Here is a 14,793-nt window from a genome sequence, read left to right on the forward strand (position 1 = left end):
TGAGATGCGAGGACTGAAAAAACAGCGCCGGATCCAGATCCTTATCGTTGCCGCTGTTGCGCTGACCCTGTCGTCGGTCCTGATCGGCTATGCTCTGCGGGACGGCATCAATTTCTTCCGCCCGCCCGCGGAAGTGGCCGAGAACCCGCCGCCCCCTGATGAGGTTTTTCGCATTGGCGGCATGGTGGAAGAGGGCACCCTGGTGCGCGGCCAGGGGGAGACGATTACGTTTAATGTCACCGATTTCGCGGCGTCCATTCCCGTCAGCTACACGGGCGTGCTGCCGGATTTGTTTGGCGAGGGCGAAGGTATGGTCGGGACCGGGCGGATGGTGGACGGCACGTTTCAGGCCACGGAAATTCTCGCCCGCCATGACGAGACTTACATGCCCGCCGAAGTGACCGAGGCGCTGGAAGCGCAGGGGTACACCATGGAAGGCAACGGTACCTGAGGCGGGCCAACCCCTCCTCGGCTGACGCCTCCTCGCAGCTTTTTTGAGGTCCGTTAGGGCTTTGTTAACCCTGCCATTGTTCCTTTGGGTCTTCCGAAACCTAGAGCATGGAGGGCGAACCCATGCAGTCGGTTCGGTCTATCGCAGAAGAAATCGTGGCCCGCGAAGGGGGCTTTGTGAATGATCCCGACGATCCGGGTGGGGCGACGAAGCATGGTGTGACGATCCACACGATGCGCGCCTTGGGCCTTGATCTGGACGCGGATGGCGACGTGGACGTGGCTGATGTGCACCTCGTCACGCCGGAAATCGCCACGGATCTGTTTCTGGAGCATTACTTTCGCCGCCCCAACATCCACATGTTGCCCGAGCCGCTGCAGGCCAGCGTATTCGACATGCAGGTCAACGCGGGCTCGAACGCGGTGAAGATCCTGCAGCGGCTGTTGCGCGATATGGGGCTCGATATCGCCGTGGATGGCGCGATTGGCCCGCAAACGGCGCGGGCGGCCCATGCGGCCTTCACCGATGCGCCGGATCATCTGGCCGATGCCTACGGCATCGCACGGCGCAATTATTACTACCGGATCGGGGATCGCAGGCCGGCCTCACGCAAGTATGCGCGCCGGCGCGATGGCGGCAAGGGCGGCTGGATCGTGCGGGCGGAAGAGTTCATCTCACCGCGCTATCACCTGACCTTGGCGCAGCACCGGGATCGGACCGCGTCATGGGGCTGATTGACCGCGCCCTGGGCGGGGGGCAAACCGTGGGCAGCATCGGCGAGGCGGCGGAGGGACTGTCGGAGGTCTTCGTGCCCAACGCCACTCGCGCCATGGAACTGGCCGCCGAGATCCATCAGGCCACGCTGGAGACCGCCTCAGCCGAGTTCGAGCACGCAGGCACCGGCTGGTTCGACCGAATGATTAACGGTCTTAACCGTTTGCCGCGTCCGATGCTGGCGCTCGGGACGCTGGGTCTGTTCATCTATGCGATGGCTGAACCCGTGGGCTTCTCGGACCGGATGGTGGGCCTGCAAGAGGTGCCCGAGCCGCTGTGGTGGCTTCTGGGGGCGATTGTCAGCTTCTACTTCGGCGCGCGTGAGTTGCATTACACACGCGAACAGGACCCGCGCCCGGGCGGCACCCGGCGTCGCAGCCTGCGGGATCGATTGGGCAACGTGTTCCAACGCCGCCGCCGGGAAGAAGAGCCCGCGCCCCAAGCCGCCGACAATCCGGCCCTGTCAGAGTGGCGCGGCAGCGACTAACCGCGCAGATCCCCGGGCCGGACACCGTCCAACGCGCCCCAAGCTATGCTCATCACGCCTGTTGCATCCTGCAGCAGGCGTTTTGGCAGATGCTCGTCCGGGGCGTGTTGCGAACAGCCGGGGAAGGAATGGGGCACCCAGACCGTGGGCAGGCCGAGGGTGTCGCGGAAGATGTCATTGGGCAGCGACCCGCCGAGGGCGGGCAGGATCACCGGAGGCGTCCCGGTGCCCTCGGCAATGGCGCGGGCGATCAGCTGTGCGGCGGGATGGTCGACGGGCGTTTGGCTGGCGGCAAAGAACGGGCCTTCCTGGGTAATGGCGATGTCGGCGAAGCCATGGGCATCGAGATGCGCGCGCAGGGCGGCCTCTAGCCGGGTATCATCGGTGCCGGGGGCAAAGCGTAGCTGCACCCAGGCCGAGGCGCAGGGCGGAATGGCGTTGACCGGTGCGGGCGGGTCGCCTGCGTGAAACGCCAGCACTTCGGCCGAGGACCAGGCGTGAATGCGCTCCGCCGGGGTCAGACCGGGCGCGCCCCAGTCGGGATCAATCGCGCCGCCCGCAGGGGTTAACCCCGTTAACGCTTGCCGTGTGGCGTCGGGGATCGTGCCGGGTGTCCAGCCTGGGATCTGGATCGCGCCGTTACGGTCCGCGATCGAGGTCAGCGCATGGGCCATTTCCAATGCCGGATTGCGCAGGGCGCCGCCGAAGTTGCCCGAGTGCCGCCCGGCCTCCCGGTGGATCAGATCGAGCCGAAACGTCGCCCCGCCGCGCGCGCCCAGAAACACCGTCGGGCGGTCCACGGCCACACGAGGCCCGTCAGAGGCCAGCAGCATGTCGGCGGCAAGGGCTTCAGAATGCGCGGCACAGAACTCCGCCATGCCCGGAGAGCCGATTTCCTCGCCCATCTCGATCAACCAGGTGACATTGGCACCGAGGCGCCCGCGGTTGGCCAGCACCGTCTCTAGCGCCGTCAGGTTGACCAGAAACTGGCCCTTGTTGTCGGCAATCCCGCGCCCGAACCAATCCTCTCCCACTTCCGTCAGGGTCCAGGGATCAAGGCCGCCCTGCCACCGCCCCTCCATGCCCGGCACGACGTCCCCGTGGGAATAGCTGAGGACCGTGGGCAGGTCTTCGGCTTCAAACCGGTGGGCAATCAGGAACGGCAGACCGTCAGCCCCGTGGCGCGCGATTGTAAATCCTAACGCCGTTAACCATTCACCGACGAGGTCAAAATAGGCCGAGAGATGCGGCGCAGCCCCTGGGGCCTTGGCATCGGTCGGCACGGCGATCAGCGCCGCGAGGCGGTCACGAAACGCATCGGTGCCAGCGGCGGCAGCGCCCGCCCGGTGAAGAGAACTTGGGGACATGGGCCAAGCATAAAAGGCATCGCCGCCCTCTGCATCCCCTAAAACCAAGCGCTCCGCGCCGCCAGCGCCCCCTTACGCGGGGGAAACTAACCCTCACGTCCGGTTGACAGATTTCCCGCTTTCGCCCCATGCTCGCGAGGTCTGAACAATAAATCTGCCAGACCAACGGGAGCATATCATGAACAAGAAATTGGTTGGCGCGCTTGTCGCGGCCACGACGATCTTTGGTGCCGGTGTATCCAGTGCCCAGGAATCCTTCATCTCCATCGGCACCGGCGGCGTGACCGGGGTGTACTACCCCACGGGCGGCGCGATCTGCCGCCTGGTGAACCGCAACCGCGCCGACCACGGCATCCGCTGCGGCGTGGAGTCCACCGGTGGTTCGGTCTTCAACATCAACGCCATTCGCGGCGGCGAGTTGGAGTTTGGCGTGGCCCAGTCGGACTGGCAGTACCACGCGTTCAACGGCACGTCCCGCTTTGAAGAGCAGGGCGCGTTCGAGGATCTGCGGGCGGTCTTCTCGGTCCACCCGGAACCCTTCACCGTGGTGGCGCGTGCCGACAGCGGCATCACCAACTTCGAGGATCTGCAGGGCATGCGCGTGAACGTCGGCAACCCCGGGTCCGGCCAGCGCGGGACGATGGAAGTGCTGATGGAAGCGATGGGCTGGACGATGGACGACTTCGCCGTCGCCTCCGAGCTTCAAGCCGCCGAGCAATCGCAAGCGCTGTGCGACAACAACATCGACGCGATGATCTACACCGTGGGTCACCCGTCGGGCTCGATCCAGGAGGCCACCACGGCCTGCGACTCCATCCTGGTTAACGTAACCGGCGACGCCGTTGATGGGCTGGTGGAAGAGAACTCGTTCTACCGCACGGCCACGATCCCCGGCGGCATGTACCGGGGCAGCGACGATGACGTCATGACCTTCGGCGTCGGCGCGACCTTCGTGACCTCGGCCGATGTGCCCGAAGAGGTGGTCTACACCGTCGTGTCCGCCGTGTTCGAGAACATCGACACCTTCCGCGGCCTGCACCCGGCGTTTGCCAACCTCGACCCGGCGCAGATGGCCAATGACGGCCTTTCCGCACCGCTGCACCCCGGTGCCGAGCGTTATTTCCGCGAGGCGGGCCTGATCGAGTAATCGGTCCCCAAAGACTTGGCTGCGGGCGGGATGCCTTGCCCGCGGCCCCAACAATAAAAGCGCGAGAGGGATGGCCCGATGAGTGATCAAGGCACGGATCAAGACGGGCGCGAGGGGCGCCAATTCTCCGACGAAGAGCTCCAGGATCTGGTGGCCAGCACCGACAGCGGTGCGCGCAACCCCAGCAATCGTTATGTGGCCCTTCTGATCGCAGGCATCGCGCTGATCTGGTCGATCTTCCAGCTTTGGATCGCGCAGCCGCAGCTTTGGTTTGCTGAGTATATCTCGGCGATGAACTCCACCCAGACGCGGCCCCTGCACCTGTTCTTCGCCATCGTACTGGCGTTCCTGGCCTATCCGGCCTTCAAGAATTCCCCCCGCAACTACGTGCCCTGGTACGATTGGGTGCTGCTGGCGATTGGCGCCTTCACGACCTTCTACGTCTTCTGGGCCTCGGACCAACTGGCGATGACCGCGCGCTCCGGCCTGCCGACGCAGTTCCAGGTGATCCTGGGCGCCGTCGGTATCCTGCTGTTGCTGGAAGCCAGCCGCCGCGCGCTTGGGCCCGCGCTGACCATCGTGGGATCGCTGTTCCTGCTCTATGCCTACTTCGGGCAGGGCGCGCTGATCCCCGATCTGATTTCTCACGAAGGCCTGTCGTTTACCTCGCTGATCAACGCCCAATGGCTCGACACCGGCGGTGTCTTCGGCATCCCGCTCGGCGTGTCGACGGCGTTCGTGTTTCTCTTCGTGCTCTTCGGCTCGCTGCTGGATAAGGCGGGTGCGGGCAATTACTTCATTAAACTGGCCTTTGCGGGCTTGGGCCACCTGCGCGGGGGCCCGGCCAAGGCGGCTGTTGTGGGCTCGGCCATGACGGGCCTGATCTCGGGCTCTTCCATCGCCAACGTGGTCACGACGGGCACGTTCACCATTCCGCTGATGAAACGGGTCGGCTTCACGTCAGAGCAGGCGGGCTCGGTCGAGGTTGCCTCTTCCGTCAACGGTCAGATCATGCCGCCCGTCATGGGCGCTGCCGCCTTCCTGATGGTGGAATTCATCGGCATCTCCTACGTCGAGGTGATCAAACACGCCTTCATCCCGGCGGTGATTTCCTACATCGCGCTGGTCTACATCGTGCACCTTGAGGCGCTGAAAAAAGACATGCCCGCCCTGGGGCAGGCCAAAAGCTTCAGCGGCATGTTGATCAAGTTTTTCCTCGGCTTCGCCGTGGCGGGCGCGGGCTTTACCGTCCTGATCTACGGTGTGGGCTTCCTGCGGGACACCGTGCCCGGCGGCACCGGGCCGATCATGATGGCGCTTCTGGCGGCGGTCTATGTCTGGTTGGTGGCGATCGCCTCGCGCAAGCCGGATCTGGAGGTCGATGACCCCAACGCCAAGGAAATCAAGCTGCCCGAGGTCAAGGACATCTACGCCACGGGTCTGCACTATGTGCTGCCCATCGTCGTGCTGGTCTGGTTCCTGATGGTGGAGCGTCAGTCGCCCGCCCGCTCGGCCTTCTTCGCGACGTCTTTGATGATCGGCATCATCGTCACTCAACGCCCCCTGAAGGCGCTGTTCCGGGGCGAGGCCGCGCGCATCGCGTCGGAGTTCAAGGCAGGTCTCGTGGACCTGCGCGAGGGCCTGATCGCGGGCGCGCGCAACATGATCGGCATCGGCGTCGCCACGGCGGCGGCCGGTATCATCGTGGCCACGGTCACGCGGACCCCCATCGGCACGGAATTGGCCGGATTGGTGGAGATGCTGTCGGGCGGCAACCTGTTCCTGATGCTGTGTCTTGTGGGTCTGTTCTCGCTGATCCTCGGGATGGGCCTGCCAACGACGGCCAACTACATCGTGGTGTCCTCGCTGATGGCAGGCGTCGTGGTGTCGCTCGGCGCGCAGGAAGGGCTGATCGTACCGCTGATCGCGGCGCACCTCTTCGTGTTCTACTTCGGGATCATGGCGGATGTGACGCCCCCTGTGGGGCTTGCAAGTTTCGCCGCCGCCGCTGTGTCCGGCGGCGATCCGATCAAGACGGGCTTCACCGCGTTCTTCTATTCGTTCCGCACCGTGGCGCTGCCGTTCCTCTTCATCTTCAACCCCACGCTGATCCTTTACGGCGTGGACCTGGGCACCTGGGCGGGCATCGGTCAGGCGATCTTCGTGTTCATCGTGGCCACCTTCGCGATGCTGCTGTTTGCCGCCGCGACCCAGGGCTACTTCTTGGCCAAATCGCGGATCTACGAAAGCGCCGCGCTTCTGCTGGTGGCCTTCACGCTCTTTGTGCCCAACGTCTGGCTCAACATGGTGCAAGACCCGTTCCGCACCGCAGCGCCTGCGGAGTTTGAAACCCTCCTCGCCGAAGCGCCGGAGGGCGAGCAGCTGCGCCTGTTGATCGCAGGGCCGGACTTCAACACCGGGGAGACGGCGGAAACCACCCTGATGGTCACCGCCGAGGGCGCCTCGGCGGGGGAGCGGATGACCAACACCGGGCTCTTGCTGCTGCCCGAGGGGGAGGTCATGCGCCTGGATGAGCCGATGTTCGGCACCGATGCCTCCGAGGCGCTGATCGACTTCGACTTCTACGCCGACAACCCCGTGCAACTGGCCGCCGTGCAGGTGGCCCAAGACCGCTGGCCCGAGCAGATCTTCTACCTGCCCGCGCTGCTTCTGCTGGGGATCGTGATTCTGCTACAACGACGGCGTCAAACCAAACCGGCTTTCTAAGGAGGGAAGACCATGTTCAACACCATCCTTTTGCCCATCGACCTGTCCGCCGAAAACAGCTGGTCCAAGGCGCTTCCCGCAGCGCTGGAGCTGGCCAAAGGCTCGGATGCGGCGCTCTTGCATGTGATGACCGTGGTGCCGGATTTCGGCATGTCCGTGGTTGGCAGCTTCTTCGAGCCGGGGTTCGAGCAGCAGGCGCTGCACAAGGTCGGCCAGGACCTGTCCGATTGGATCGCCGCCCAAGTGCCTGAGGGGATCAACGTGCAGCCCCACGTCATGCATGGACGCGTCTATGATGAGATCATTTCGGCGGCCAATCAATTGAACGTCGACGCTATCGTCATGGGCTCTCACACGCCCGACCTGTCCGATTACTTGCTTGGCCCCAACGCCGCCCGCGTGGTGCGCCATGCTAACCAATCGGTCTTCGTGGTCCGCGGCACATGACCCATGTTTTTGGCCGCAGCTCTGCCAAGCTGCGCCGCGCGGTGGCGGGCGATGGATGCTACATCATCGACGCCGACGGCACGCGTTTTCTGGATGGCTGCTGTGGCGCGGCGGTGTCGTGCCTGGGCCATTCCGACGAGACAGTACGCGCCGCGATGCACGCACAGATCGACGCGATTGCCTATGCCCACACCGGTTACTTCACCTCGGGCCCCGCCGAAGACCTGGCCGATCTGCTGATCGACCACGCGCCCGACGGGATCGAGCGGGTCTACTTCCTGTCCGGCGGGTCCGAGGCGATGGAAACCGCCCTGAAACTCGCGCGGCAATATATGGTGGAGACGGGGCAGGGCAGCCGCCACCGGATCATCGCGCGTCGGCAAAGCTACCATGGCAACACGCTCGGCGCCCTTGCCGTCGGCGGCAACGCCATGCGGCGCGAGAAATACGCGCCTTTGCTGGTCGAGACCTCGCACATCAGCCCCTGTTTCGAATACCGCCACCGCGCAGAGGGCGAAAGCGCGCGCGACTATGGGTTGCGGGCCGCGAATGAGTTGGAGGCCGAGATCCTGCGCCTCGGGCCCGAGACGGTCATGGCCTTCGTGGCTGAGCCGGTCGTGGGCGCCACGGCAGGCGCCGTGCCAGCCGTGGAGGGCTATTTCAGACGCATCCGCGAGATCTGTGATCACTATGGCGTGCTGCTGATTTTGGACGAGGTCATGTGCGGCATGGGCCGCACCGGCACGTTGTTCGCGTCCGAGCAGGAGGGCGTTTCCCCCGACATCGTGGTGATCGCCAAGGGCCTTGGCGCGGGCTATGTGCCGATTGGCGCGATGCTGTGCTCGGGCACCATATACGACGCCATCACGGGTGGTTCCGGCGCGTTTGAGCACGGGCACACCTATCAGGCGCATCCGACATCGGCGGCGGGCGCTTTGGCCGTTGTCCGCGCGCTCCTGGATCGCGGGCTTCTGGACCGCGTGAAAGAGCAGGGTGATAAGCTGCAGGCAAGCCTTACCGCCGCGCTGGGGCAGCACGCCCATGTGGGCGATATCCGGGGGCGTGGCCTCTTCCGCGCTGTGGAGCTGGTCGCGGACCGCGCCACGAAAGAGCCGTTTGACCCCGCCAGAAAACTTGGCGCGGCCCTGAAGGCGGCGGCCATGGACGAGGGGTTGATGATCTACCCCGGCAACGGCACGGCGGATGGATGGCGCGGCGATCACATTCTGATCGCGCCGCCCTTCATCATCTCGGACGACCAGATTGATGAGCTGACCACGAAATTGACCCGCGCCCTGACGAAGGTCCTCGCCGCGTAGTTCCTTCGCCTGCCCCCCATGGCCATTGTGAAACTGCAACACCGCAGCAGCAGGCGGTGTTTACTTGCCCCTACGTCACCCACCATGGCCCTAGCGTGTTGACAGAATGCCGCGCGAAACGGACGCTACTTTTATATCTCGTTTTAAGTGTTTCGATCTGTTTTTCGGCAAACGACAAAGGACTTTTCAATGGACGTTTTTGAGATTCACCCCCGCATCGGCGTCGCGCGATTGGGCAATAGCCTGAATGAATGCTACCTCGCCCCCGATGAAATCGGGGGCCTGCCAATTGCCTGTGACGAAAATGGCAATGAGATCAAGGACGCAGGGCCGGTTAAGGTTTTCAAAGACAAGGTCGGTGCGATCAAACGCCAGGCCGCGAAGTTCCGGATCTTTCGCGCCGACGGGTCCGAGCTTAGCCTGCAGGACCCCGATGTCGAAACGGTTGAATGGGTGGCGCATATCGCCAACAAAAAGCCCGTTTGGTACACGTTTTCGGAATTGATCGGTGACCTCGAATTTGGCGAGGGCAATAGCTACAAGGCCAACCACGTCCCCGTGAACAACCCCGATGTCACGGACCTGGCCGACCGCCAAAAGCTGATCATCGATCCCGGCCCGCGCACGATCACGGCGCCGGGGCAATCGGTGTCATTCTCTCGCTACACGATCCCCGAAAGCTACCCCCACGGCGCCTTTCCACCCGTGGATGCGGGCGGTCAGCAGATCGACACCCTGGGCGAGTTGAAGATGGACGCCGACGGCAACCTGATCGCCCTGGGGGGCTTTGGCCGTGTCACGGGCAGCGCGCAGATCACTAGTTTCCGCGGTGCCTCGGGCTATTGGGATGACATCGCCGATGGCTATGTCGCAGCGCGCGTGAAGATGACGGGCGGGGAGTGGGTTGATGCGGGCACCGCCTGGCTCATCGTCGGCAGCCCGAAGTACGCGCCCGAGGTAGTGAATATCACCACGCTTGCCGACACGATGGAGGATATCGCGATCCGCAAGAACCGCGCGCGGCCCGACATCTACAACGACAGTCAGTCCTACGAGGGCTGGCCCCGTGATCCGCGCAATGACTACACGCCGCTTTACGGGTTCAACCCCGAATATGTGGTCAATTTTGACCGCGATGTGAAGCCGATCATGGACCGGATGGGGCTTTACAAATTCGTGGCCAATGTGCCCACGATGGATGATTTCGCGCGGCCCCGGTTCGATGTGCGCGACGCCTCGGACGCCAATGCCGATAACCGCATGGCCTATTTCAACATGTTCCGCATGCCGCTATTGCCGACGGATTACGCTAAGTTCTATTCAACGATGTCCAAAGGTCCCGCGCAGCTTTACGGGTTGGAAGACAACGACCCGGATCGCCCCTCGGGCCTGCCGATGATGCCGTTGAATTCTGGCGACAATTCAGTGACGAACACCGGGCCGATCTACAAGTTTGAGACGCTGTCGCCGACGCAATATTTCTATCTGTTCCAATGGGCGCAGGGCAGTTTCTCGACCGACCCGCCGCCCTGCCATTCCAAACGGGAGCATCTGGACCGTGTCGATGCGGCCAACTGTGTCGGGGCGCCGTTTTCCCCCGGCATCGAAGTCACCTGGAGCGTGCGCAGCGCCAAGATCTACCAGGCCCCGCTGCATCTGAAACTCGCCCATGATAGCGACGGCATCGGAGCGATGATCAAGCATTACGAGCGCACCGGCCTGTCGCCTGAGCGCAACGAATGTGAAGGCGGCGGCTGTGAGCCCGGCGATCTGACCAAGCGCATGGCGATCCCCTGGATGGCGGATTTCCACGAATGCACCGTACAGATGCCCAACATCACCGACATCAACGTCAACCAGCTGGCCGACGGATCCGGCATCGAGGTGCCGCCCGCCTTCTATGTTTACTGGTGGCCGCCCCAAAGCCCGTTCAACGTCACCACAGGCACGGTGTTGGCCCAGGATCAGGTGCTGGATGCCTTCGTCAGCGACATCGACGGGCAGACGATCATTCCCCAGGGCCAGAACGTGGAGTTTCAGCGCGGCATCAACTCGGCCGAGGATATGATCAACTCCTGGTTCATGTTGGGGTTCGTGCTGAATCGCGGCACGGAAACCATGCCCTATATGGTTGAAACGGAACGCAATTTCGATCAGCTGGCCCAGGCCCATATCCAGACCATCGCGAAAGCGGCGGCCTCGGCCTCGACGGCGGCCAAGGGCTAGGGTTGGACTGCGACGTTGCCATCATCGGCGGCGGCCCGGCGGGGGCTGCCGCCGCGTTGACCCTGCGCAAACGGCCCGACATCTCGGTCGTGGTGGTGGAGCGCGGGTCCTACGCCACCCCCAAGATCGGCGAGTCCCTGTCGCCTGGCACGCGGGCTTTGCTGCAATATCTTGGGGTGTGGGAGCGGTTTCAAAGGGATCAGACCCTGCGGCTGTTCGGCAGTGAGGCCGCATGGGGGCAGGATGCCCTGGGGTCGATGGATTTCATGCTGACCACCCACGGCGCCGGGTGGGCGCTGGACCGACGGCAGTTCGATGAGATGCTGGCAGAGGAGGCCGCCCGGGCGGGCGCAAAGCTGCGCACCGGCACGCGGGTGAAGGGATGCGAGCGTCTGGAAGACGGCTGGCGGATCGAGACGGATCAGGGCGCGCTGACGGCGCGTTATGTGATCGACGCGGGCGGGCGGGCCTCGCCCTTCGCGCTGGCCACCGGAGCGCAACGGCAGCGCAACGATGCGCTCACCGCGATTTTCGCACGGCTGCCGAGGTCCTACACCGCGCCACAGATGAGCCGGGTGGAAAGCGTCGAGCACGGTTGGTGGTACGGGGCGCCGCTGCCCTCGGGCGAGACGATCCTCTGCCTTTTCGCGGATGCCGAAGGGGTGCACCGCCTTGGCCTCTCCGCGCCCGACGTCTGGATGCAGCACCTGGCGCAGACCCGCCACATAAGCGCGATGGCCAAGCCCCCAACCGCCCCGCCCAAACTCGAAGTTCAGTCCGCGTTCTCGGCCCTGTTGACGGGCCACGACGCCTCGATCCCGCTGATCGCTACAGGCGACGCCATGGCGGCGCGCGACCCGCTGTCGTCCTCGGGCATTCCCAACGCGATTGGCGGCGGCATTCAGGCCGCGCGGGTGGCGGCGGATTACCTGTTCGGCGACGGGCAGCTGCGCCAGGGCTACCTACATAGCGTGACGCTCGATCATCAGGCCTACCTGCGGACCCATTGGGCCACCTACGCGCGCGAGGCGCGCTGGCCCGACGCGCCGTTCTGGCGTTTCCGCACCGCGCGGGTGACGCGCGCGCCGGAAATCGCGGTCAGGCAGGCGCCGGGGGCGCAATCGTCGATTTTCGTCCCGGGCCCGGTTGCCGCCTGGATAGCCGAAGCCGCGCGCACACCGCTGCGCCAGGTTGACCTGGCCCGCGCCGCCCGCGCGACTTTCCCGGACCTCGCCGATGATCGCCTGCTTCTGGCAATCGAAGACCTGACACAACCGGCCTGAGGTTTACTTCGGCTGCGGCGTGTACTGCGCCGGTTTGCCCGAGACCGTGCCGTCGACGCCGGGATCGCCAATCTCGCCGTCGCCGCCATATCCCCCATCGGGCCCCTTATGGCTTCCCTTGCCGCCCTCTGCCCCACCGGTGCCGCCACCGCCCTTGCCGCCTGCCGCGCCGCGATCGCCTGCTTTGCCGGGAGGGGCCTGTGTGGCAATGGCGGTCTGCTGAACCTTTGCAAAATCGGCGTTGGGCACCGAGAGAACGATGTTGGCGGCGGCATCCACGCCGTTGCCGCCATCGCCCGCGCGCCCGCCTTTGCCACCGATGCCGCCCTTTTGACCGGGCCCGCCATCCAGCGCCGTCCCGCAGCCGCAGCCATCGCCCTTGCCGCCATTGCCGCCCTTGCCAGCATCGCCGCCGGGCCCGCCGTTCTGCCCGGCGCCGCCCGCACCCGATTGGGTCGCCACCAAAAGCTTCGTGGTGCCGGTGACGCTCAGCGACGTCGTGATATCGATGTTGGCAAACTGGCTGGGGATTCCGTCATTGCCGCGCGCGCCATTGCCGCCGTTCGTCCCGTTGGTGGCCACTTCGCCGATGCCCCCCGGCTTGCCAGAGCCACAGACCGCCACATGCCCGGTGGAGGCCTGGCCCGGCGTGCCGGGCTTGGAAATCGCGCCATGGGCGGCGCCGGTCTTGCCCAGAATGTTGAAATGGCCTTTCCCGGCCGGCGGATCCCCCTCCAGGATCAACTTGTCACAGGTGAAATCCAGCGGCGTCGCCTCGGCCACGATATAGCCGCCCGCCTTGATGGTGACGGTGCCGTAGACGACCTTGTGCAACTCGCCATTGGTCGTAGTCAGGTCCAATTCGCCGTCCACGTCAATCGACTTGGCCGCTTGCAGATAGATGTCGAGCGGAAAGGTCGGCCCGGCGGATTGTTCGGCCAAGGCCATGTCATCGGCCAGGCCGAAGACGAATTCCTCAGCGGCGCGCAGCTGTTCGTCCTGGAAATTGGGCGTGTCCGCAAAGATCGCGTCGAAGCGTGCGCGCCTTGTGTCGATATCCCCTTGGACACCAATGATGTCCCGCAACTCTCGCAGGCTTTTGACGCTGACGCGTATGTCGAGCGGGGCGTCTGAAGCCTCATCGGGATCGATGCCCAGGGCGCTCAATCGGGCTTGGAAATCCATGGTATGTGTCTCCTAAGTGGTCGCGCCGGACCGGACGGCGGCGCGCGGGGGATCAAATTCAAAGGTGGCGGGACGCTCGTTGAGGAACATGGGCGGGGCAGGGCGGTCGCGCCCGGGATTGCCGGGCTTGGCGGGGGCACCGGGGCTGCCGTTTTTACCGTCGGGGCCGATGATCTCGGGCCTGTCGCCAGCCCCTCCGGCACCGCCTTTTCCGCCCGAACCAGAGATGCCGGCCGCCCCGCCCGCGCCGCCTTTGCCGCCCTTCGCGACAAGGCGCACCTGGTGCGTCTGGGTTTCCGGCACGGTGACATAGATGTTGGAGGCGATGCCGCCGTTGCCGCCCTTTCCGCCATCCCCGCCGCGCCCGCCGTGGCCGCCATCGCCGCCCGCGCCGCCCCGGATTGGGCCTTGCCGGGTGCGCGCGCCGGGCATGGCATTGCCCCCTTCACGCCCATGGCCACCATTGCCGCCGTCACCCCCTTTGCCGCCCCGCCCGCCTTCGCCGCGCACCACCAGATTGCCGGAGAGGCGGCGGATGATGACCTCGGCCAGTTTCGCGGCACCGCCGGTGCGTGCCGGGTCGCCATGGGTGCCGGGCAACCCGTCGGTGCCGGGCGTGCCGTCCAATTGCCCGGGCTCGGGCGGGTGCATCAGCTGCGGTCCGAGGAGAGAGGGGCTGAGTTGCAAGATCCGTCCGTCATTGCCCGGCACGCCATCGTGCCCGTCTCGGCCGTCTTCGCCATCGGTAGGGCCGGTGCGAAAATCGACCGAGAATGGCGTGGGCAGGATGCCGATGTGAAAATCCTCCGCCCCCATCGGAGCGGGTTCGATCACCAGGTGTTGGCAGAGGAAGAAGAACAGGTTGCCGCGCACGATGATGCGCGCGCCGGGCTCCAGCCGCAGGGTGCCTACGTTGAGAACCGCGATGACATCGTCGCGGTAAGAGATATCGAATAGGGCCTCGCCGTCAATGGTCAGATCCCAGGTCTCTCCCGCGCGCACGGTTTTGTCCCGCAGGCTGGTGGCGCGGACGTTGAAGGGCAGGTGGACGGCGAGGCCGTCAAGGTCAGATTGCGCGATCTCTGTATGACCGCCGTAGGCCACCGCTTCGCAGCGGTCGTGTACGCCTTGGCCCAGGCGACGGCGGGCGCGAATGGTCGGGTTGAAGAAATACTGCGCCCGCATCGCGAGTTCCGCAGGCGAGGCGGCGGTGAGGTAGCTGCCGCCCTGTAAGGAGGGCAACAGCACGTGGGTCTCGATGACCTCGCCCCGGGCCAAGCGCTTTGGATCGTGGCCGAACTGTCGGGCGCGGATGTCAAACTCGGAGGCGTCGCCATCTGCCTTTGGGGGCTCCAACACATGGGTCCCCATCCCGTTTGG

General features: G+C 64.9%; 12 protein-coding genes. 9 read left to right on the forward strand and 3 right to left on the reverse strand.

Annotation, left to right across the window (positions count from 1 at the left end):
* The first annotated feature begins 4 nt into the window (after window positions 1-4).
* The 3 genes from ccmE to AC6I9R_RS11750 all read left to right on the forward strand — a co-directional run bounded on the left by ccmE (window position 5) and on the right by AC6I9R_RS11750 (window position 1,712).
* Window positions 5-451: a cytochrome c maturation protein CcmE gene (gene ccmE, locus AC6I9R_RS11740; protein ID WP_461425751.1), complete on the forward strand. Its 447-nt coding sequence runs from the start codon at window positions 5-7 to the stop codon at window positions 449-451.
* Between the two features lie 122 nt (window positions 452-573).
* A complete protein-coding gene (locus AC6I9R_RS11745; RefSeq protein ID WP_461425752.1) occupies window positions 574-1,185 on the forward strand; it encodes a holin-associated N-acetylmuramidase in 612 nt (203 codons plus the stop codon).
* The gene (locus AC6I9R_RS11750) at window positions 1,176-1,712 is read left to right on the forward strand and encodes a holin family protein (protein ID WP_461425753.1); all 537 of its coding nucleotides are present in this window, start codon (window positions 1,176-1,178) and stop codon (window positions 1,710-1,712) included. The genes AC6I9R_RS11745 and AC6I9R_RS11750 overlap by 10 nt, the downstream gene beginning before the upstream one ends.
* Here the strand turns inward: AC6I9R_RS11750 and AC6I9R_RS11755 are convergent.
* Complete coding sequence (locus tag AC6I9R_RS11755) at window positions 1,709-3,079, reverse strand: M20/M25/M40 family metallo-hydrolase (protein WP_461425754.1); 1,371 nt, start codon at window positions 3,077-3,079, stop codon at window positions 1,709-1,711. The genes AC6I9R_RS11750 and AC6I9R_RS11755 overlap by 4 nt on opposite strands.
* Before the next feature lie 178 nt (window positions 3,080-3,257).
* On the opposite strand from AC6I9R_RS11755, the gene AC6I9R_RS11760 reads away from it, so the two are divergent.
* From AC6I9R_RS11760 to AC6I9R_RS11785, 6 genes are all read left to right on the forward strand, one after another.
* Window positions 3,258-4,226 carry a TAXI family TRAP transporter solute-binding subunit gene (locus AC6I9R_RS11760; RefSeq protein WP_461425755.1) on the forward strand — a complete coding sequence of 323 codons (969 nt, stop codon included), beginning with the start codon at window positions 3,258-3,260 and terminating at the stop codon, window positions 4,224-4,226.
* 78 nt (window positions 4,227-4,304) lie between these two features.
* Window positions 4,305-6,953, forward strand: coding sequence for a TRAP transporter permease (locus tag AC6I9R_RS11765; protein WP_461425756.1), 2,649 nt, complete (start codon window positions 4,305-4,307; stop codon window positions 6,951-6,953).
* Between the two features lie 12 nt (window positions 6,954-6,965).
* Window positions 6,966-7,400: a universal stress protein gene (locus AC6I9R_RS11770; RefSeq protein ID WP_461425757.1), complete on the forward strand. Its 435-nt coding sequence runs from the start codon at window positions 6,966-6,968 to the stop codon at window positions 7,398-7,400.
* Window positions 7,397-8,719, forward strand: coding sequence for an aspartate aminotransferase family protein (locus tag AC6I9R_RS11775; protein WP_461425758.1), 1,323 nt, complete (start codon window positions 7,397-7,399; stop codon window positions 8,717-8,719). Before AC6I9R_RS11770 ends, AC6I9R_RS11775 begins: the two co-directional genes overlap by 4 nt.
* Window positions 8,720-8,908: 189 nt before the next feature.
* Window positions 8,909-10,945, forward strand: a complete 2,037-nt coding sequence (gene lodA / locus AC6I9R_RS11780) for a CTQ-dependent lysine 6-oxidase LodA (RefSeq protein ID WP_461425759.1) — start codon at window positions 8,909-8,911, stop codon at window positions 10,943-10,945.
* Window positions 10,946-10,947: 2 nt separating this feature from the next.
* Window positions 10,948-12,228 carry an FAD-dependent oxidoreductase gene (locus tag AC6I9R_RS11785; RefSeq protein WP_461425760.1) on the forward strand — a complete coding sequence of 427 codons (1,281 nt, stop codon included), beginning with the start codon at window positions 10,948-10,950 and terminating at the stop codon, window positions 12,226-12,228.
* A gap of 3 nt (window positions 12,229-12,231) precedes the next feature.
* Here the strand turns inward: AC6I9R_RS11785 and AC6I9R_RS11790 are convergent, their stop codons facing one another.
* Window positions 12,232-13,413 carry a hypothetical protein gene (locus AC6I9R_RS11790; RefSeq protein ID WP_461425761.1) on the reverse strand — a complete coding sequence of 394 codons (1,182 nt, stop codon included), beginning with the start codon at window positions 13,411-13,413 and terminating at the stop codon, window positions 12,232-12,234.
* Window positions 13,414-13,425: 12 nt separating this feature from the next.
* Complete coding sequence (locus AC6I9R_RS11795; RefSeq protein WP_461425762.1) at window positions 13,426-14,784, reverse strand: hypothetical protein; 1,359 nt, start codon at window positions 14,782-14,784, stop codon at window positions 13,426-13,428.
* Between the last annotated feature and the right edge of the window lie 9 nt (window positions 14,785-14,793).

The organism is Gymnodinialimonas sp., from assembly GCF_059726805.1.